This window comes from Mycobacterium marseillense (assembly GCF_010731675.1).
In the GTDB taxonomy this organism is placed as follows: Bacteria; Actinomycetota; Actinomycetes; order Mycobacteriales; family Mycobacteriaceae; genus Mycobacterium; species Mycobacterium marseillense.
Genome location: NZ_AP022584.1, coordinates 791966 through 810645 on the forward strand (window position 1 = coordinate 791966; position 18680 = coordinate 810645).

Consider the following 18680-nt stretch of genomic DNA (forward strand, 5'->3'; position numbering starts at 1 on the left):
TCGATGGTGACTCCAGTGGCGGTGCCGCCGGAGGGCACCCAATCACAACGCCTGGTCGGCGGGGTTCCGCTGGCCAGCCTGGTGCGCGACTACCACCGCCCAATGGTGAATTTCGCCCGAACCATGGTGGATTCGCTGGCGGTGGCCGAAGAAGCCGTGCAGGAGGCGTGGGTGCAGGTACTGCAATCGCCGGATTCTTTCCAGGGGCGCTCCTCGGTGAGCACCTGGCTGTTCGGGATCGTCAAACACACCACCTCACGGCATCGCAGCCGCGAATCGCGAATCCGCCACCACGAGGTGCTGGCCGCCCCGGATGCGGACCCGCTCTCGGGCCGCATGCATCCCGACGGCCACCCCGATGCCGGGCACTGGCGCGAGCCGCCGTCGCGCCGGTTTCTGCCCGAAGATCACACCGTCCAAAGCGAACTCGTCGGCCACGTCCGTGCGGCACTGGATGCCTTGCCCGAGCGGCAACGACAACTGGTCATCCTGCGCGACATCGTCGGCACCCCGGCCGACGAAGCGGCCGAGCTCCTCGACCTGACCGCCGAGGCGCAGCGGGCACTGCTCTACCGCGCCCGGGGAAATCTTCGAAACGAACTGGAAAAGCGGTATCAACGATGACCGTTCACGACAACACCGTCCCCACCCTCGATTGCGTTGACTTCGTCCGCCTGGTCGACGACCTCGTCGACTCCGACCCGCGGCAGTGGGGCCCGATCGTCGCCAAGCACCTCGACGAATGCCCCCCGTGCCTGGTCTATCTGCAGCAGATGCTCGACCTCAAGATCCTGCTGAGCCACGCCTTCGACGGCGAGCGCCTCACCGAGGACCACGTCTCCGGAGTCCTCAACGCGATCAACACCTTACGGAAAGGCGAAGACGGATGACCATCAACGCTCAAGCGCAGTCGCTGCCGAACCCGGTAACGGCGGCGGGCACGGTCACCGCGTTGCCCACCGGCGTCACCACCAACCGCGCCCCCGAGGATCCCTTCGAGCCACTGACCGTGGGAGCCATGGTGGACCGGGTTGCGGCTATGGCGGTGGAAAAGGCCGCGCATCCCTGGGCCTTCCTGATGCGCTCCTTGGTCGGCGGCGCGATGGTGGCGTTCGGCGCGCTGCTGGCCCTGGTGGTCAGTACCGGCGTCAAGACCCCTGGGGTGGCGAGCCTGCTGATGGGCCTGGCGTTCGGCATGTCCTTCGTCCTCATCCTGGTGTCGGGCATGTCCCTGATCACCGCGGACATGGCCGCCGGCTTCCTCGCTGTGCTCAAACGCACGCTGAGCGTCGGAAACTACGCCCTGCTGGTCACCGTCGGCCTCCTCGGAAACATCGTCGGCGCACTGATATTCGTCACCATCTGCGCCGCGGCAGGCGGCCCATACCTGGGCGCCTTCGCCGAGCGCGCGGCGACCGTCGGCACGCTCAAGGCGGGCCAGCCCTTCTGGACCGCGCTGCTGCTCGCCGTCGTCTGCACGTGGTTCCTGCAGACCTCAATGTGCATGTTCTTCAAGGCCCGCAGCGACGTCGCCCGGATGACTTTCGCGTTCTACGGCCCGTTCGCCTTCGTGATCGGCGGCACCCAGCACGTGATCGCCAATGTCGGATTCCTCGGCCTTCCCCTGCTGCTTAACCTCTTCCACCCGACCGCACCCCGCGGCGCGATCGGCTGGGGATTCGGCGCGCAAGGCTTGCTTATTAACATCGGCATCACCACCGTCGGCAACCTCATCGGCGGTACGGTCTTCGTGGCGCTGCCGTTCTGGATCATCGCATGGCTGCAACGCCGCCAGATTTAACCGGCGGCGGTGGTCCGACCACCCGGCAATTGAGGACCTAAGCCCCATGACCGGCAGATCGTCCTCGGGTAGCGTCGTTGATGACAGAGGGAGGACGAAATGCCCGGACCCGTCAAACAACTCGGAGTCGTCGTGGCTGTCGACGGCTCGTCGGTATCAACGGTCGCCGCGCGGTGGGCGGCCCGAGAAGCGGCGATGAGGAGCATCCCGCTGACCGTCGTACACGCGGTGTCGACGCCCGCCGCAACATTCCCGCCAGTCCCGTATCCCGAATCCCTCGTCACCAATCTGGAAGACGAGGGCAAAAAGGCGATCATGCACGCGGTGAAGGTCGCCGAGGAGGCGATGCCGGCGGACCGCAAGGTGCCCATCGGCAGAAAACTGGTGTACTCGACGCCCGCATCGGCGTTGCTCACGATGTCCGATACCGCGGAGATGATCGTCATCGGCAACTCCGGGCGCGGAGTGCTGGCCCGGGGCCTGCTCGGGTCCGTCAGCTCGACCGTGGTCCGTCACGCGAACTGTCCGGTCGCGGTTGTTCGCGACGAAGGTCTACCGGATTCGCCTGACGCCCCGGTCGTTTTGGGGACAGACGGTTCACCGGCTTCCGAACTGGCAACGGAAATCGCGTTCGACGAGGCGTCGCGTCGCGGCGTGGACCTGGTGGCCATCCACGCATGGAGCGACGCCGCGATCGACGAGGTGTTCGCGATCGACTGGCCGGTCATGGAAGGGGAAGCCCAGCGCAGCCTGGCCGAGAGCCTGGCAGGCTGGCAGGAACGCTATCCCGACGTCACCGTGCATCGGTTCATCGCCCGCGATCGAGCGGCGCGGCATCTCATCGACAAATCAGAAACCGCACAACTCGCGGTGGTCGGCAGTCACGGACGGGGTGGGCTGACCAGAATGCTGTTGGGCTCGGTCAGCAATGCGGTGCTGCATTCGGCGCGGGTGCCGGTGATCGTCGCTCGGCCGGCGGCTTCGTCATAGGGCGTTCATGGAACGGCGCGTGGGCGCAACGCCGCGAAGAGCGCCCCGGCGGCGAAAACCACCGCGATCGCCCACGGAAACCGCCCGTCGGGGGCGAAGCCCCGCGCGGCGACCACGGCGAGGGCGTAGGCGGCCATCGCGGCCCCGGCGAGCATCATCGGTTCGGCGCCCCGCTCGGTGAGCGGGACACCGATCAGTGGCAGGGGAGCCGCGAAAATCCTTCGCGCCCACCACAACAGCGCGATCTCGACCGCCGTCACGACGCTGAGGATGGCCACCCACTCCAGCCGGGCCAGCCACCAGGCGGCGCTTCCTTCGGGGGGTTGCGGCAGGAGTCCGGCCGGGTACCCGACGATCGCCACGATGACGACGGGAATCATGTGCCAGAGATAAAGGGCCATGATGTTGTTGTTGGCGATGGACAGGACCCGCTCGACGCGGACGGCGCGCAGCGCGCGGTTGAGGGCGGGCGCGAGCGCCATCACGATGCCGGTCTGCGCACCACCGAAGGCCAACAGCGCCGCGGTGGGCGGTGTCGTGTTGTCGATGGTCTGCCCGGGAACGCCGATCATGCTGACCGGATAGACCCGCAGCCAGACCAACACCGCCAGGACCACCGCCGAGACGGCGGCCAGCAGCCACGGTCTGCGGCCCGTCAACAGCCCACCGCGCCAAGCGATCCCGAGCTGGTACAAGGCGCCCCAACCCAACAGGTAGTTCATCCAGTCGAGATAGTGCACGTGAGTGCTGAGCCTGACGACATCGACGACCGCGACCGCCAACGCCAGCGCACCCGGCGCCAGGAGCCCCCAACGGCGGTGTGCGGCAATCGCAACCGGCGTCAACGACACCACCACCAGATACACGGCCAGGAACCAGAGGTGCATCGCCACCGCCCAGCCCGCGTACTCGAGCACCGAACCGGCAACACCGCAAACGCCCAACACCACCACCGCGACCGACACCAATATCGCGTACGCTGCGGTCGGCCCGAGCACCCGCGCCAGCCGATGCTGCAACCAGGTCCGGCGCGAGACCCCGGCGGTGTCGCGCCGATGCGTCCATGACACCGCACCGGCATAACCCGCCACCAAAAAGAACGTCGGCACCGCCTGGAAGGGCCAGGTCAGCCACTGGGTCCAGGGCATGTCGACGAGCGGGTTCTGCCGGCCGAACTGTCCGTCGTGGTAGGTCACCGACCCGGCCAGCCAGTGTCCCAGCACGATCAGCACCACTCCGGACACGCGGTAATAGTCGACCGCCAGATCGCGGGCCGGGCGCGGGCTGTTTGCGCGGCCCATCAGATCGGGGAAAGCTCGACGCGGGACACAGCGCCACGGTACCGTCCAGCGCTCAGCGAGACCTCGTTAAACCACGGCAAGGACAAGGAGCAGGGCCATGAAACAGGCTCAACTCGGCCAGCTGCGTGTCGGGCGCCTGGGACTGGGCGCGATGGGAATGTCGGTGGCCTATGCCGGCGCCGGCAGCGACGACGCCGAATCGATCCGCACCGTTCATCGCGCCATCGACCTGGGTGTCACCCTGATCGACACCGCCGAGGTCTACGGCCCCTACGTCAACGAGGAACTTCTGGCGCGTGCCCTGCGGGGCCGCCGCGATCAGGTGGTGGTGGCGACCAAGTTCGGTCTCATCTCGCACACCGGCCGCGACGGTCTCGACAGCAGCCCCGCCAATATCCGCCTGGCCGTGGACGGTTCGCTGCGTCGGCTGGAGACCGACCACATCGATCTGTACTACCAGCATCGCCTCGACCGCCAGACCCCGATCGAAGACACGATGTCCGCGCTGGCCGAGGTGGTCGCCGCTGGGAAGATCCGGCACATCGGCCTCTCCGAAGTCGGCGTGGACACCATCCGCCGCGCGCACGCGGTGCATCCCATCACGGCCGTCCAGTCGGAGTATTCGCTGTGGACGCGCGACCAAGAACCGGCGATCCTGCCGTTGCTGCGTGAGCTGGGCATCGGGTTCGTCGCTTACTCGCCGCTGGGCCGCGGCTTCCTCACCGGCACCGTCCGCTCCACCGAGGAGCTTCCCGACAGCGACTACCGCAAGACAAATCCACGGTTCTTCGACGAGAACTTCCAGCACAACCTGCGGTGCGCGGACGAAGTGCGCGACATCAGCGCTGACGTCGGCGCCACGGCGGCCCAGGTCGCGTTGGCGTGGCTGCTCGCGAAAGGCCCCGACATCGTGCCGATTCCGGGCACCAAACGCGTCACCCGTTTGGAGGAAAACGTCGGGGCCGACGCGGTCGAGCTGTCCTCCGAGCAACTGGCCCGGCTCGATCACCTCACCCCACCGGTGGGAGGGCATCACGCGGAGGCACAAATGGCATGGATCGACCGCTAGTGGTCGCCAAGAAGCTGGTGATCGGCGCCAGCGGGTTTCTGGGATCACACGTCACACGGCAGCTGGCGACGGCGGGCGAAGACGTGCGAGTCATGTTGCGCCGCACCAGCTCCACGGCGGGTATCGATGATCTCGACGTCGAGCGATGCTACGGAGACGTGTTCGACGACGCCGCGCTGTGCGCGGCGATGGCGGGCTGCGACGTCGTCTACTACTGCGTCGTCGACGCCAGAATGTGGCTGCGCGATCCCGCGCCGCTGTTTCGCACCAATGTCGAGGGTTTGCGCCACGTTCTGGACGCGGCTTTGGACGCCGACCTGAAGAAGTTCGTATATACCTGCACCGCAGGCGCTTTGGCGATCAGCGACCACAGGCCGGTCACCGAGGAGGATCCGCACAACTGGGATCAGGGCGGCGCCTACATCGAGGCGCGGCTGGCCGGCGAAAATCTGCTGCTGTCGTACGCACGGGACAAAGGTCTGCCGGGCGTGGCGATGTGCATCTCCACCACCTACGGACCGGGGGACTGGGCCCCGACACCGCACGGTTCGCTGCTCGCCCTGGTCGCCAAGGGCCGCTTCCCGTTCTATTTCGATTACTCGTCCGAAGTGGTGGGCATCGAAGACGCTGCCGGCGCAATGCTTCTCGCCGCCGAGCGCGGCCGCGACGGTGAACGCTACATCGTCTCCGACAGGTACATGAGCGTCCGGGAGCTGCACGAGATCGCCGCCACCGCCGTCGGCAGGCGATCGCCGCGCATCGGCATCCCGATGTCGGCGTTGCGGGCCGGGGCACGGGTCAACGACGCGGCGGCCAGGCTGCTGGGCCGCGACCTACCGTTCGCCCATGCGGGAATCCGGATGGCCGAATTGATGTCGCCGCTGGACCACTCCAAGGCCACCCGCGAACTGGGATGGACACCCGAACCCGTCGAGGAGTCGATCCGCAAAGCCGCCGTCTGGTTCGCCTCGCGTTAGTCGACGCTGGCCAATGCGGCTGTGCCGTACTTCTTTTCGATCAATCCCCATGGGTCGGCATAGGGCCCGCGGCCCTCCAGCCGCCGCTGCACCATGAAGACCGCACGCACGATCGGGCGCAACACCGGGCCGAGCAGCCGCAGCACGTTGCGCATGGGGCCCTGCGACTCGGCGAGCCAGGCCACGGTCTGCTGCCAGTCGTGGTCCTGAAACTCGAGTAGCGCCTGCGCTTCGCTGGTGTCGTACCAACCGGTGAAACTCCAGCCGCGGTCGTCGGCCGGGTCGCCCGGCAGGCCGGCCGAGGGGCCGAGCGGACCCAGGCCCGTCGCGGTCATGATGTCGTCCTGCAGACCGTGCTGCAGGAGCACGTACGTTTCGTTGCCGCCGATGAGCAACACCTTGCCGGAGATGGCGGTTTCGCGGTCGACGCCGTTGGCGAAGGCCAGCGCCACGTCCCGCGCGTCCACCGCGTGAATGCGGTTATCGCTCGGCATCGACCGCATCAGGATGAGGTAGTCGCCGTTGATGCTGGCCTGGGTGTCCGGCGAGATGACACCCGCGAGCCGGTAGAGCGCGTAAGGCAGGCCGCTGGCGCGAATCGCCGCCTCGGCGAGCACCTTGTCCTGACCGTATTGATCGATGGGGTTCACCGGGGTGTCCGGGGTGATCCGCTCGGGCTGGCGGAAGGGGTTCCGCGATCCGTACACCGCGGCGCTGGACGCCATGAGGAACAGCGGTGGCCGGGGGAGCGCGGCGCACGCGGCCAACAGATTCTCGGTGCCACCGACGTTGACGCGCCGGGCCAAGCCGGGGTTGCGATACGACGGTGGGGAGACGATGGCGGCCAAGTGGATGATCGCTCCGGGCCGGTGCGCGGCGACCAGATCGCGCACCGCGTCGGCGTCCAGCAGATCGGTGTAGGCGGGAATCAGCGTCCCGGGGTGGTCCGCGGCGGTCAGTTGTCTCTCGATGGCCACGGTGTTGTCGTTGCGCAGATCCATCGCCACGACGGTGCGCCCCCGGTCGAGCAGGAGCTGCGTGCAGCGCCTACCGACTTGCCCGAATGCACCGGTGACCAGAACGGTGTCGACAGTCACGACGGCGTCACTGATCCATCAGCCGCCCGGCGATTTTGCCGATCGCCGTGCGGATTCGGGGGGACACGTAGATCGAGAACAGCGGAGTCACGATGTCCTCGCGGAGCCGAGTTAGCTTGGAGCTCTTGATAAGCCATCGCCCCGCGACGTTTTCATAGGTCTCGTGGTAGTGGCCGTAGCCGACCAGGGTTGCCCCGGGCCCGAAACGGACGACGTCTTGCAGCGCCCATATCCCGCGCGCGGTGGTCGGGGATGTGAGTTCGATTTCGGGGGTGTGCACTTGGTGCGCGGTGGCCTGCGTGGGGCGGCCCAGGGCCTGGCGGGTGAAGGCGACGAAGTCATCGGCGCCGGCGATCACCCTGCCGCCCGCTTCGGAGGTGTCACTGACGAAGTCGTCGGCGAAGATCGTCCGCCAGGCCGCCCAGTCCTTGGTGTCCAGGTAGCGGCAGTAGCGCGCTTTGAGCTGCTTGATGGACTCGATCGCCGGCAGGCTATCGGCGACCAGGCTTTCCGCGCGCTCTGTCATTGCGGCTCGATTCTGTCCGTAAAAGTCATGGCGTGACGTTTCACTGGCGAAGTGTAAACCTGTCAGCCTTTGAAGTAGACGATCTGATGCGTGGTGGCCAGGAGTCCGCCCGCCCGGGTCCATACCTGAGCGCTCTGGTCGAAGTATCCGTTCGCGAAGCGGTTGGCGTGGGCGGTGGCCAGCACGAAGTCGTCACCCAGCGCGTCGAGTTGCTGCCGATCGGCGTGAAAGTAGGTCGTCAGCGAGATCGTCCCGGACGGCAGGAAGGCGCCGCGCCGCAGGAACACCCGCGGGTAGAAGATGTCGCACAGCGCGGCGAGTGCCGGATAGTCGACACGGCGACGCGCGCGGTCGCGCACCCACAGCGTGGAGGTCGAGGAGGTGCTGGGGTCCTCGCCTTTGCCGGGCATGGCCCCCTCGACGTATCGAGTGTCGTAGAGGCCGGTCCATCGCACGAGGCCCGGGTCGACGGCGGGCAACTGCTCCGGGGCCGGCGCGCTCGGCGGCGGCGTCTCCGTGTCGGCCCAGCTCTCGCGCCGGACCGCGAAGATGGCGGTCGCCGTGGTCTTGACCACCCCATCCTGGCTGAGCTCGACGATCCAATGCTGGTTGGTGCGGTTGGTGCGCGCGGCCCGAAGCTCGATGTCGAAGTCGCCGTCGGCGATCGGTGCGGCGAAGTTGACCGTCAGGGCGAGCGGTTCCCCGATGCGGTCGGGGTGTCCTTCGACGGCGGCCAGCAGGACCGCGGCCGTGATTCCGCCGAATGGCCCGACCATGTTGGCCCACTCGGGGTGCGTGCGACCGCGTCTGACGTCCGCGCCGATCGTGTCGAGGCGGACGGCTTCATCGAAGGGATGTGTGTCGGTCATGTTGGTCGACGGCAGACTACTTGCGGTCGAGCTTGCCGCTGGACACGGGGTCGTTGCACCCGACCGGCGAATCACCTCCCCTGATACGGTCCGGCGAGCGACAGCCTGAACGAAAGCGAGCCGCGATGCCCAACTCCAAGCACGAAGCCGTTACGAAATCTCCCGCCGAGCTGATCGATGCCAGGATCGAGGAATTGGGGGATTGGCGCGGCGAGACGCTCGCCCGGATCAGGCAACTGATCAAGAAGGCCGTCCCCGGGGTGGTCGAAGAGTGGAAGTGGCGTGGCGTTCCGGTCTGGTACCACGACGGGATGATCTGTACCGGCGAGACGTACAAGAACGTCGTGAAGATGACCTTCGCGAAGGGCGCGTCGCTGCAGGATCCGGCGGGCCTGTTCAACTCCAGCCTCGACGGCAACACCCGACGCGCAATCGATTTCCACGAGGGCGACAAGATCGACGACAAGGCGTTGACGGCGCTCATTCGCGCCGCGGTGGACCTGAACAGGTCGTAGGGCGCCAACCTATACAGTCGCGTCGCCGTTGCTGTACAGTCGCCCAGCACAAGGTCGACGCTCGAGTGAGAGGCCATCCGGTGACGTCCGAATCGGTCGAGGAATTTCGGAGCCGGGCCCGGGCGTGGCTGGCCGCGAACATGCCGCCACTCGATCCGGCCAAGGCGGCGCTGCTGGAGCGGGATCAGCCGCCGGCGTGGCACCGGGCTCGCGAATTGCAGAAGCTCCTGTGGGAGGGCGGATTCGCCGGGATCTGCTTCCCGCGCGAGTATGGCGGACTCGGGCTGAGCTACGAATACAAGAAGGCCTTCGATGCCGAGTCCCAGGCCTATGAGACGCCGCTGCTGCTCAACGTCCCGTCCTTCGGTATCTGCTGCGCGACGATTCTCGATACGGGCAGCGAGGAGCAAAAGCGCACCCACATCCCGGCCGCGCTCCGCGGCGACGAGGTACTGGTGCAGTTGCTCTCGGAGCCCAGCGGGGGATCGGATCTGGCGGGCGTCATCACCCGCGCCGAACGCCGGGACGCGCGATGGATCATCAACGGCGCCAAGACCTGGAGCACCTGGGCATTCGCCGCCGACTACGGCCTGTGCCTGGCCCGCACCAACTGGGATGTGCCCAAACACGACGGGCTCACGATGTTCCTAGTGCCGCTGCGGCATCCCGGCATCACGGTCAACCGTGTCGAACAGGTCAACGGGTCGATCGAGTTCTGCGAAGAATTCTTCGACGACGTCGACGTAGGCGATGACGCCGTCGTCGGCGAGCCGGGCAAAGGCTGGGAGGTCGCGTCGCGCCAGCTTTACCACGAGCGTCGCTGTATGGGCGACGGTTCGGAGTACACCAGCGGACCGGGAATCGCTGAGGCCGAGGATGTTTCGGTTGACCTGCTGGCGTTGGTCGACAAGACTCACCAGCACGACAGCGAACGGGTGCGGGAGATGATCGGGCGCGCGTTGGTTCACCGCACGGTCCACGGTCAGCTCAGCGAGCACGTCTTTCATGCCGTCGCCGGCGGCGCCCTGCCGCCGGCCGCGGGATCGATCATCCGGCTGTCCATGGCCGCGGTGCACGACGTCGAAACCGATACCGCCCTTGCCGTGTCGGGCACGTCGGCCGTGGTCGAGGACGACGGCGGACTGCTCGACATCGGGGTGCGCTATCTGGGCCGGCAGACGGCCAGCATCGGCGGCGGCACCACCGAGATGGCGCGCAACGTGATCGGTGAGCGGGTGCTGAACTTTCCGCGCGAGCGTGCCGACGACCGCGGGGTGCCGTTCAATCAGGTACGGCGCGGCAAAAGTCCGGGAGGCGAACGGAATTGAGCGATCGGCTTCGTGACATCCGAGAGTTGGCGGGGGATTCCGACGCCTACCGCGACGAACTGTACAGACGCTGGACGGGCCTGCTCAGCTACCGCTACATCGGCCGCAAACACTCGTCGATGGATCTCGGCGAGACCGATGACACGGTCATCATTCGCCGGGACATGCGCAACGAAGCCGGCGGAATCATGGTGGCGCCGTTGGCCATTTCGTCCCCGGAGGGCTGCCAGACCGACATGGTCGCCGTGCCCAACCCGGTCATCGCGTCGGTGCAGATCGCCGACCCCGGCTACGACGTGACACGGGTCGAGATCGTCGGGTCGGGCATCGTGCACCAGGGCCGCACCATGGGCTACGGGCGGTGCACCATCGTCGACGCCGACAACCCGCAGCGGGTGATCGCGTTCAACGAGGGCCAGGGCGCGATCATCGGCATCCCGCCCGAAGGCCTGGGCAGGATGGATGTTTCGGGCACGGAGCTGGTGATCGAGGACTCTCCGGATCTGCCGCCGCTGTGGCAGGCCTTCGGCGCCAGTCGCCGCGGCGACGGCCATTGGGTACTGCCCGAACTCAGCACCGAACTCGCGTCACCGGATGCGGCGCTGCACATCGGGCCCCAGCATGTCGTTCTCGAGACCGCCGCAATCGATTTGGCTGCCGAGGTCGCCGGAACCAGAAAGCTGCAGGTCGTCAGCTGGCATGTGATGTTCATGTCGCGGGGCAAGGTGGGTCCCTTCCGGGTCGAGGGCACCGCGCATCCCGGCCGGCCCGGGCGCGTCGGCGTGCGCATGCTGCTGCACGACGAGGGCAACGCCGACAAGGCCGTCACGTCCGCCGCGGCCGTCTTCGACATCGTCGGCTGAGCCGGGTCCCGCGCCTCGCTGCAGAGCTGGTTGGTGTCGCTCCGGCGGAGGGCGCTACCCTTCCCGGGGGCGACAAAGGAGCGTGACGACCATGCAGATTTCTCTGTTCGGGCAACTCAGCGGGTCGGGCGGTCAATCGCCGATCGACGCGACAATCGCCAACCTCGCGATGCTGCGCGACGAGGGCTTCTCACGGGTGTGGATGAGCCAATTGCCCTATGAGCCAGACCTTCTCACGATCCTGGGCATCGCCTTGCACGAGGTCGACACGATCGAGGTAGCCAGCGGTGTGGTGCCGATCCAAAACCTGCATCCGATGCTCATGGCGCAGCGCGCCCTGACGTTGAGTCTCGCCTCGGGCGGGCGGTTCACGCTCGGGCTCGGCATGACCCATCAGGCCGTCACCGAGGGGATGTGGGGCATCCCGTGGGACAAGCCGGTGCGCAGGCTGAACGAGTACCTCGACGGGCTGTTGCCCCTGCTGGCCGGTGAACCCGCGGCAGCGGCGGGGGAGACGGTGACCACCCGCGGTGCGCTGATGATCTCCGGGGCGCCGAGGCCCGACGTGTACATCGCAGCCCTGGGTCCGCAGCTGCTCAAGATTGCCGGGCGACGCACGTCGGGCACCTGCACCTGGATGACCGGGCCCAAGACGCTGGCCGAGCACGTCGGCCCGACGCTGCGCCAGGCGGCCGCCGATGCCGGCCGCGAGGCCGACGTGCGCGTCGCCGCGTCGTTGCCCGTCAGCGTCACCGACGACGTCGACGCCGCCCGCAAGCACGCGGCCGAACAGTTCGCCATCTACGGCCAGTTGCCGTCGTACCGTGCGATGCTCGACCGCGAGGGCTACGCGGGTCCGCAGGATGCCGTCATCATCGGCGACGAGGACATCGTCCGCGGCCGGCTCGACGAACTGCGCGCCGCAGGCGTCGACGAGTACGTCGCCGCGACATTCGATCCGTCGCCGGAGGGCCGGGCCCGCACGCGAGCGCTGCTGCGCGCGTATGACTCCTGACCGGGGGTGTTTGGCTATGGCCATACATCGCCTCCGGTACGTATGGTGCATAGACGAGCTCACACGACAGGAGAAGCGCAGTGGCAGAACGGTTGGCGGGAAAGGTCGCCCTCATCAGTGGCGGCGCCCGGGGAATGGGCGCATCGCACGTGCGGTCGCTGGTTGCCGAGGGTGCCAAGGTGGTGTTCGGTGACATCCTCGACGACGAGGGCAAGGCCGTGGCCGCGGAGGTCGGCGATGCGGTCCGCTACCTGCACCTCGACGTGACCAAGCCCGAGGATTGGGATGCGGCGGTGACCACCGCCCTGAGCGAGTTCGGCCGCATCGACGTACTGGTCAACAACGCGGGCATCATCAACATCGGCACGCTGGAGGACTACGCGCTCTCGGAGTGGCAGCGCATTCTCGACATCAACCTGACGGGAGTGTTTCTCGGCATCCGCGCCGTGGTGAAGCCGATGAAGGAAGCGGGCCGGGGATCGATCATCAACATCTCGTCGATCGAGGGGATGGCCGGCACCATCGCCTGCCACGGCTATACCGCAACCAAATTCGCGGTGCGAGGGCTGACGAAGTCGGCAGCACTGGAACTGGGGCCGAGCGGAATCCGGGTGAACTCAATCCATCCCGGCCTCATCAAGACCCCGATGACCGATTGGGTCCCCGACGACATCTTCCAGACGGCGCTGGGCCGGGCCGCCCAACCCGTGGAGGTCTCCAACCTCGTGGTCTATCTGGCCAGCGACGAGTCCAGCTACTCCACCGGCTCGGAGTTCGTCGTCGACGGCGGCACCACCGCCGGGCTGGGACACAAGGACTTCTCCAACGTCGAGACCGACGCGCAACCCGACTGGGTCACGTAGTCATTTGCCGCGAGACTGTAACTGGCGACGCATTTCCCGAGAGGCGGCGTCGGCAGTTACAGTCTCGCGACGAAATGGGTTACGTAGCGGCGGTTACCGATTCGCGCTCTTTGGCGGCGGGCTGGGGCCACTGCGAGGGGACCGGCCGCTGACGCACGTGTTGTGGCCACCAGAACCACTTGCCCAGCAGCGCCGCAATCGATGGCGTCATCAGCGACCGCACGATCAGGGTGTCGAACAACAGACCGAGCCCGATCGTGGTACCCACCTGGCCGATGACCGTCAATTCGCTGACCGCCATCGTCATCATCGTGAAGGCGAAGACCAGGCCCGCTGAGGTGACCACCGAGCCGGTCCCGCCCATCGAGCGGATGATGCCGGTGTTCAGGCCGGCGTGGATCTCCTCTTTGAACCGCGCCACCAACAGCAGGTTGTAGTCGGCGCCCACGGCCAGCAGGATGATCACCGACATCGCGAGCACCATCCAGTGCAGCTCGATGCCGATGAGGTGCTGCCAGATCAGCACCGACAGCCCGAAGGATGCGCCCAGCGACAGCAAGACCGTTCCCACGATGACCGCCGAGGCCACCACGCCGCGGGTGATGAGCAGCATGATGATGAAAATCAGGCACAGCGAAGCGATTCCGGCGATCAACAGATCGTAGGTGTTGCCGTCGCTGAGGTCCTTGTAGATCGACGCGGTGCCGGCAAGGTAGATCTTGGAGCCCTCCAGCGGGGTGCCCTTGAGCGCCTCATACGCGGCCTTCTTGATCGCCCCGATGTGCGAAATGCCTTCCTGCGACATCGGATCGCCGTCATGGCTGATGATGAAGCGCACGGCGTGCCCGTCGGGGGAGATGAAGTTCTTCATGCCCTTCTTGAACTCTTTGTTGTTGAAGGTCTCCGGGGGCAGATAGAACGAGTCGTCGTTCTTGGAGGCATCGAACGCCTTACCCATGGCGCTGGAGTTCTTCTGCGCCTCCTTCTGCTGATCCTGCAGACCCTTCTGGGTCGAATACATGGTCAGCATCGTCGTTTTCATGGCCTTCATGTTTTCGATCATGGATGGCATCAGCGCCACCATCTGCGGCATCAGCGTGTCGAGATGATCCATGACCGGCAGCAGGCTCTGGATGTCATCGGTCATCGTGTCGATGCCGTCGAGGCCGTCGAAGACCGAGCGAAGCGACCAGCACACCGGGATGTCATAGCAGTGCTTTTCCCAGTAGAAGTAGCTGCGGACCGGGCGGAAGAAGTCCTCGAAATCGGCCATGTGGTCGCGCAATTCGTTGATGTCGATGGTCATGTCGTGCATCTTCTTGACCATGACGTGCATGTCGTTGGCCATCTGCACGGTGATGCTGGACATCTTTTCCATGCTGTCGATGGTCGTCTGCATCATGTCGGCCTGGTGCAGCATGTCGGCCATCTGATCTTCTTGATACTTCTGGCTCATCTGCTGGCTGACGCCCTGCATGCTGATCTGGAAGGGAATCGACGTGTGCTCGATCGGCGTGCCCTGCGGACGGGTGATGGCCTGCACGCGGCTGATGCCGGGCACCCGGAAGACCGTCTTGGCGATCTTGTCGATCACCAGAAAGTCCGCCGAATTCCGCAAATCGTGGTCGCTTTCGATCATCAGCACCTCGGGGTTCATCCGCGCCTGCGAGAAGTGCCGATCCGCGGCCGCATACCCTTCGTTGGCAGGCAGATCCGTCGGTAGATAGTTGCGGTCGTTGTAGTTGGTCCGGTATCCGGGCAGCGTCAGCAGACCCACCAGCGCCACCCCGATGGTGACGACCAGGATCGGGCCGGGCCAGCGCACGACGAGCGCACCGACCTTGCGCCACCCGCGAATCCGTTGCGTGCGCTTGGGTTCGAGCGTCTTCCCGAAACGCACCACCACCGAGATGACCGCGGGCCCCAACGTCAACGCCGCCGCGACGACGACCACCATCCCGATCGCCAGGGGGATACCCAGCGTCTGGAAGTACGGCAGGTTGGTGAAGTGCAGGCAGAAGGTGGCGCCGGCGATGGTCAAGCCCGACCCGAGCACCACGTGCGCGGTGCCCTTGTACATCGTGTAGTACGCATCTTCGCGGGACTCGCCGATAGAGCGGGCTTCCTGATACCGGCCGATCAAGAAGATCGCGTAGTCGGTGGCGGCCGCGATCCCCAACGTGACCAACAAGTTCGTCGCGAACGTCGAGAGCCCGATGAGCTTGAAATAGCCGAGGAATGCGACCATTCCGCGCGCGGCCGACAGCTCGAGCACCACCATCACGAGTGTGAGCAACACCGTGATGATCGACCGATAGACCAACAGCAGCATCGCGATGATGACGGTGAACGTTGCCCCCGTGATGAGCTGCATGCTGCGGTCGCCGGCCTCGTGCTGGTCCGCCGACAACGCCGCGGGACCGGTGACGTAGGCCTTGACCCCCTTGGGCGGCTGCACACTCTTGACGATCTTCTGGACGGATTCCACCGACTCGTTGGCCAGCGCCTCGCCCTGGTTACCGGCGAGGTAGACCTGGACGTAGGCGGCCTTGCCGTCGTTGCTCTGCGCGCCGGCCCCGGTCAGAGGATCGCTCCACATGTCCTGAACGTGCTCAACGTGTTTGGTGTCGGCGTCGAGCTTCTTGACGACCTCGTCGTAGTAGGCGTGCGCGTCCGCGCCCAGCGGATTCTGGCCCTCGAGGACGATCATCACCGAGCTGTTGGACTTGTACTCGTCGAACACCGCGCCCATGCGCTTGGTCGCGACCACCGACTGCGCATCGTCCGGTGCCATGGACACCGAACGCATCTTGCCGACCTCCTCGAGCTGGGGGACGGAGACGTTGAGCACCGCGATGATCGCGATCCAGCCCAGGATGATCGGCACGGCGAACGTCCGGATGAGCCGGGGGATCTTGTCCCGCACGGGTTCGTTGACGACGGGGATGGTGTCGGTGCGGGTGTCGTTGAACGTTGTGCTCATGCGGATTTCACCATGCAGAAGGTCAGGGCGTGTACGCCGTGGGTGATGTTCTCGTCCTTGACTTCGTCATCGATGGTGATGCGGCAACCGAGAGAGTTGCCGTCGCTTTGTGCCGAAAGGTTCGGGAAGACGGAAGGGGCTGTGGTGGACAGCACCAGCGTCCACGGCAGCGGTGCGCCATCGATCCGCTTCGGGTCGGCGGACAGATCCAGGTAGTTCACGTTGGCCTGGCTAGCCGAGCCGAAGACCTCGTATTTGACGACCTTGGGCTTGAACGGCTTGGACTCATCGAGCCGCGGACTGGTCATGACGCCGGTGTCGTGGGCGCCGAAGAACGACTTGACCCGGGTGACGGCGAACCCTCCGACCAGCACCACCGCCACGATCAACAGCGGCAGCCAGGCGTTGCGCACAAGTCTCGATATCTGCACCTAGGTGATCCCTTCCTCATCACGCGGACGTGACGCGGATCAGCGTTTGCGCGACTGGAGGTCGTGGACAGGCGAGTGCCCACAAGTCGCACCGATCAACAACGAGTTACGTCGATTGCTTTGGTTCGCGCGCGCGGGACCGCCGAACACGGTGAAAGTTGCCTAACCCCACTGCTGACGTCCCCGGCACCGACACCCGGCTCACCTTGTTGCTGAAGCCTCCCCGGGTACCGCCACCAGCGCATAGTACATGATGTGCATATCTTGCAGTGTATGCAACATTTGCTGGTGGTGTTTCAGGTCACTTCGAGAAGATGCTGTTCACCAGCGCGGCGGCACGCTCAACATAGGGCATCGGCGTGTCGGCGGTTTCACTCGCCTCGCCGCTGGCCCACCGTTCGAGGCCCGACCGCACCGCCGTCAACGCCAGCGCGGAAATCAGCGCGGCCATCTCGTCGTCGGGCTTCATGGCCTGCCGTCGGACGATGATGTCGGTCAGCTGATTCTGGAACCGTTCCAAATCGGCGAGGAACGCCGCCAGGACCGCGGGGGAAGTCTTGGCGAGTTCGAGCATGTGGGCGGCGTGTTCGCGCTGCGGGGGAACGTCGCGCAGGTGATGGGCCGCCAGGGTGATCAGCTCTGCCAGAACGACCGAGTACGGGGCGGGCCCGGCGGCGACGAAATCCTCGGCCAGCTCGGCGGGTATGTCCGAGGGGCCGTAGGCGAGCGCGGACTCCTTGTTGGGGAAGTAGTTGAAGAACGTGCGGGTCGAGACGCCGGCTTCGGCGCAGATTTCGTCGACCGTGACCTTGTCGAATCCCCGTTCCAACGTGAGGCGCACGGCGGCGTCGCGGATGTCGGCGCTCGTCTGGCGGCGACGGCGCTCGCGCAGCCCTAAGGGATTGGCCATACCCATATAGTTGCACGTTGTGCACAGTTTGCAGTCAAAAGGTGCGATGTTGGCGGTCGGGGAGCAAGGCCGGCCGGGGCTGTCCGGTGCGAGGGGGCTGTGTTTCTGGCTGTCGGCGGATCGCGCTATAACTGTTTTGGCACAACATCATTCATCCAGCCAGGGGATTGCAAAGACCGGATGCCGGGGGGTCATCCGCTGGGGGTCAGGGCGCCCCGCAAATAGTCGCATTGACTTTCGAAGAACTTCGCCGATATAGGCGCCTTGTCGGCGATCTGGTCGAACGCGTGAAACGCACCCGGCACGATCTCCTCCTGCACCGGAACGCCCGCCTCTCGCAGCCGTCGCGCGTACTCCAGACTCTCGGAGTAAAAGAGATCCAGCGTTCCCACGCCGATCCACGCCGGCGGCAAGCCCGACAGATCCTTCCGGCGAGCCGGTGCGGCCTCTGCGGGGTCGGCCCCGTTGAGGTACCACTGCCAGGCCAGTTGGTTGTCGGATTCGGTCCACATGATCCGCCTGGGGCCGTCGCGCCGGGCGCCGGTACGGTCGTCGAGCTGCGGATATACCAGCATTTGGAAGGTAATTTTGACGTCGGCACGGTCGTGTGCCCGCTGCGCCACCGCGGCGGCGAAATGGCCGCCGGCGCTGGCGCCGCCGATGGCGACTCGATCCGGATCCACCCATGGCTGGCGCGCCAGCCAGAGCAGGGCCGCGTAGCAGTCCTCGACCGGTATCGGGTAGGGGTGTTCGGGCGCCAGCCGGTGTTCCACTGCCGCGATCGCGACACCGGTGCGCTGAGACAGCTGGCGCAGGTACTTGTCGTCCTGCGCGGCGTGGCCCATGATCGTGCCGCCGCCGTGGATCCACAGCAACGCCGGTGCGGGGTCGGGAAGGCCGGCCGGACGGTGCAGACGGACGCTGACGTGTTCGTTGACCGCGGCCACCGGCACGGTGCGGATGCGGCCGGCATTGCCCATCAGGTTCATGATGGCGCGCTGCAGCTTCAGGCCCCGGTGTAAGGCGTAGCCCCGGGGCACGAATCGCGCCACCTTGCGAAGACCGGGATCCAAGACGTGGGGGGACGTGAAGGCGTTGTCGGGGAGCCTATTTGCCATCGAAGCCCTCTGTTCCCTTGCGCC

General features: G+C 66.1%; 19 protein-coding genes. 11 read left to right on the forward strand and 8 right to left on the reverse strand.

Annotated elements, in window-relative coordinates:
- The first annotated feature begins 3 nt into the window (after positions 1-3).
- The 4 genes from G6N26_RS03490 to G6N26_RS03505 all read left to right on the forward strand — a co-directional run bounded on the left by G6N26_RS03490 (position 4) and on the right by G6N26_RS03505 (position 2791).
- Positions 4-624: an RNA polymerase sigma factor gene (locus tag G6N26_RS03490; protein WP_083017125.1), complete on the forward strand. Its 621-nt coding sequence runs from the start codon at positions 4-6 to the stop codon at positions 622-624.
- On the forward strand, positions 621-890 hold the full coding sequence (locus G6N26_RS03495) for a hypothetical protein (protein WP_083017127.1): 270 nt from the start codon (positions 621-623) through the stop codon (positions 888-890). Before G6N26_RS03490 ends, G6N26_RS03495 begins: the two co-directional genes overlap by 4 nt.
- Complete coding sequence (locus tag G6N26_RS03500; protein ID WP_083017129.1) at positions 887-1801, forward strand: formate/nitrite transporter family protein; 915 nt, start codon at positions 887-889, stop codon at positions 1799-1801. The genes G6N26_RS03495 and G6N26_RS03500 overlap by 4 nt, the downstream gene beginning before the upstream one ends.
- 99 nt (positions 1802-1900) lie before the next feature.
- Positions 1901-2791 carry a universal stress protein gene (locus G6N26_RS03505; protein WP_083017131.1) on the forward strand — a complete coding sequence of 297 codons (891 nt, stop codon included), beginning with the start codon at positions 1901-1903 and terminating at the stop codon, positions 2789-2791.
- A 5-nt stretch (positions 2792-2796) separates the two neighbouring features.
- Here the strand turns inward: G6N26_RS03505 and G6N26_RS03510 are convergent, their stop codons facing one another.
- A complete protein-coding gene (locus tag G6N26_RS03510; protein ID WP_083017133.1) occupies positions 2797-4092 on the reverse strand; it encodes an acyltransferase family protein in 1296 nt (431 codons plus the stop codon).
- Positions 4093-4189: 97 nt separating this feature from the next.
- Here G6N26_RS03510 and G6N26_RS03515 point away from each other — a divergent pair, with 97 nt between their 5' ends.
- Positions 4190-5161: an aldo/keto reductase gene (locus tag G6N26_RS03515; RefSeq protein ID WP_083017135.1), complete on the forward strand. Its 972-nt coding sequence runs from the start codon at positions 4190-4192 to the stop codon at positions 5159-5161.
- Complete coding sequence (locus G6N26_RS03520) at positions 5161-6138, forward strand: NAD-dependent epimerase/dehydratase family protein (RefSeq protein ID WP_139799118.1); 978 nt, start codon at positions 5161-5163, stop codon at positions 6136-6138. The genes G6N26_RS03515 and G6N26_RS03520 overlap by 1 nt, the downstream gene beginning before the upstream one ends.
- Here G6N26_RS03520 and G6N26_RS03525 read toward each other — a convergent pair.
- The 3 genes from G6N26_RS03525 to G6N26_RS03535 all read right to left on the reverse strand — a co-directional run bounded on the left by G6N26_RS03525 (position 6135) and on the right by G6N26_RS03535 (position 8630).
- Positions 6135-7235, reverse strand: a complete 1101-nt coding sequence (locus G6N26_RS03525; protein ID WP_083017139.1) for an NAD-dependent epimerase/dehydratase family protein — start codon at positions 7233-7235, stop codon at positions 6135-6137. The genes G6N26_RS03520 and G6N26_RS03525 overlap by 4 nt on opposite strands.
- A 7-nt stretch (positions 7236-7242) precedes the next feature.
- Positions 7243-7761 (reverse strand): nuclear transport factor 2 family protein, encoded by a 519-nt coding sequence (locus G6N26_RS03530; RefSeq protein WP_083017141.1) that lies wholly within the window; start codon positions 7759-7761, stop codon positions 7243-7245.
- Between the two features lie 62 nt (positions 7762-7823).
- Positions 7824-8630, reverse strand: a complete 807-nt coding sequence (locus G6N26_RS03535; protein ID WP_067169826.1) for an acyl-CoA thioesterase — start codon at positions 8628-8630, stop codon at positions 7824-7826.
- A gap of 125 nt (positions 8631-8755) precedes the next feature.
- On the opposite strand from G6N26_RS03535, the gene G6N26_RS03540 reads away from it, so the two are divergent.
- The 5 genes from G6N26_RS03540 to G6N26_RS03560 all read left to right on the forward strand — a co-directional run bounded on the left by G6N26_RS03540 (position 8756) and on the right by G6N26_RS03560 (position 13214).
- Positions 8756-9145: a DUF1801 domain-containing protein gene (locus G6N26_RS03540; protein WP_067169823.1), complete on the forward strand. Its 390-nt coding sequence runs from the start codon at positions 8756-8758 to the stop codon at positions 9143-9145.
- 80 nt (positions 9146-9225) lie between these two features.
- Positions 9226-10473, forward strand: a complete 1248-nt coding sequence (locus G6N26_RS03545; protein WP_083017143.1) for an acyl-CoA dehydrogenase family protein — start codon at positions 9226-9228, stop codon at positions 10471-10473.
- A complete protein-coding gene (locus tag G6N26_RS03550; RefSeq protein WP_083017145.1) occupies positions 10470-11336 on the forward strand; it encodes a hypothetical protein in 867 nt (288 codons plus the stop codon). The genes G6N26_RS03545 and G6N26_RS03550 overlap by 4 nt, the downstream gene beginning before the upstream one ends.
- Positions 11337-11427: 91 nt before the next feature.
- Entirely contained in the window at positions 11428-12351 is a 924-nt protein-coding gene (locus G6N26_RS03555; RefSeq protein ID WP_083017147.1) for a TIGR03564 family F420-dependent LLM class oxidoreductase, read from the forward strand.
- A gap of 80 nt (positions 12352-12431) precedes the next feature.
- Positions 12432-13214, forward strand: coding sequence for an SDR family oxidoreductase (locus G6N26_RS03560; protein WP_067169812.1), 783 nt, complete (start codon positions 12432-12434; stop codon positions 13212-13214).
- 79 nt (positions 13215-13293) lie between these two features.
- On the opposite strand, the gene G6N26_RS03565 is transcribed toward G6N26_RS03560, so the two are convergent.
- From G6N26_RS03565 to G6N26_RS03580, 4 genes are all read right to left on the reverse strand, one after another.
- Positions 13294-16197: an MMPL/RND family transporter gene (locus G6N26_RS03565; RefSeq protein WP_083017149.1), complete on the reverse strand. Its 2904-nt coding sequence runs from the start codon at positions 16195-16197 to the stop codon at positions 13294-13296.
- The gene (locus G6N26_RS03570) at positions 16194-16628 is read right to left on the reverse strand and encodes an MmpS family transport accessory protein (protein WP_269475017.1); all 435 of its coding nucleotides are present in this window, start codon (positions 16626-16628) and stop codon (positions 16194-16196) included. The genes G6N26_RS03565 and G6N26_RS03570 overlap by 4 nt, the downstream gene beginning before the upstream one ends.
- Before the next feature lie 301 nt (positions 16629-16929).
- Positions 16930-17538: a TetR family transcriptional regulator gene (locus G6N26_RS03575; RefSeq protein ID WP_067169804.1), complete on the reverse strand. Its 609-nt coding sequence runs from the start codon at positions 17536-17538 to the stop codon at positions 16930-16932.
- Between the two features lie 191 nt (positions 17539-17729).
- On the reverse strand, positions 17730-18656 hold the full coding sequence (locus G6N26_RS03580) for an alpha/beta hydrolase (RefSeq protein ID WP_083017151.1): 927 nt from the start codon (positions 18654-18656) through the stop codon (positions 17730-17732).
- Between the last annotated feature and the right edge of the window lie 24 nt (positions 18657-18680).

Bases quoted from the DNA above. Each gene is read 5' to 3' on its own strand.
- G6N26_RS03580 (WP_083017151.1), bottom strand. From the start codon at position 18,656: ATGGCAAATAGGCTCCCCGACAACGCCTTCACGTCCCCCCACGTCTTG.
- G6N26_RS03565 (WP_083017149.1), bottom strand. From the start codon at position 16,197: ATGAGCACAACGTTCAACGACACCCGCACCGACACCATCCCCGTCGTC.
- G6N26_RS03535 (WP_067169826.1), bottom strand. From the start codon at position 8,630: ATGACCGACACACATCCCTTCGATGAAGCCGTCCGCCTCGACACGATC.
- G6N26_RS03510 (WP_083017133.1), bottom strand. From the start codon at position 4,092: ATGGGCCGCGCAAACAGCCCGCGCCCGGCCCGCGATCTGGCGGTCGAC.
- G6N26_RS03515 (WP_083017135.1), top strand. From the start codon at position 4,190: ATGAAACAGGCTCAACTCGGCCAGCTGCGTGTCGGGCGCCTGGGACTG.
- G6N26_RS03555 (WP_083017147.1), top strand. From the start codon at position 11,428: ATGCAGATTTCTCTGTTCGGGCAACTCAGCGGGTCGGGCGGTCAATCG.
- G6N26_RS03500 (WP_083017129.1), top strand. From the start codon at position 887: ATGACCATCAACGCTCAAGCGCAGTCGCTGCCGAACCCGGTAACGGCG.
- G6N26_RS03490 (WP_083017125.1), top strand. From the start codon at position 4: ATGGTGACTCCAGTGGCGGTGCCGCCGGAGGGCACCCAATCACAACGC.
- G6N26_RS03530 (WP_083017141.1), bottom strand. From the start codon at position 7,761: ATGACAGAGCGCGCGGAAAGCCTGGTCGCCGATAGCCTGCCGGCGATC.
- G6N26_RS03540 (WP_067169823.1), top strand. From the start codon at position 8,756: ATGCCCAACTCCAAGCACGAAGCCGTTACGAAATCTCCCGCCGAGCTG.
- G6N26_RS03505 (WP_083017131.1), top strand. From the start codon at position 1,901: ATGCCCGGACCCGTCAAACAACTCGGAGTCGTCGTGGCTGTCGACGGC.
- G6N26_RS03575 (WP_067169804.1), bottom strand. From the start codon at position 17,538: ATGGCCAATCCCTTAGGGCTGCGCGAGCGCCGTCGCCGCCAGACGAGC.
- G6N26_RS03495 (WP_083017127.1), top strand. From the start codon at position 621: ATGACCGTTCACGACAACACCGTCCCCACCCTCGATTGCGTTGACTTC.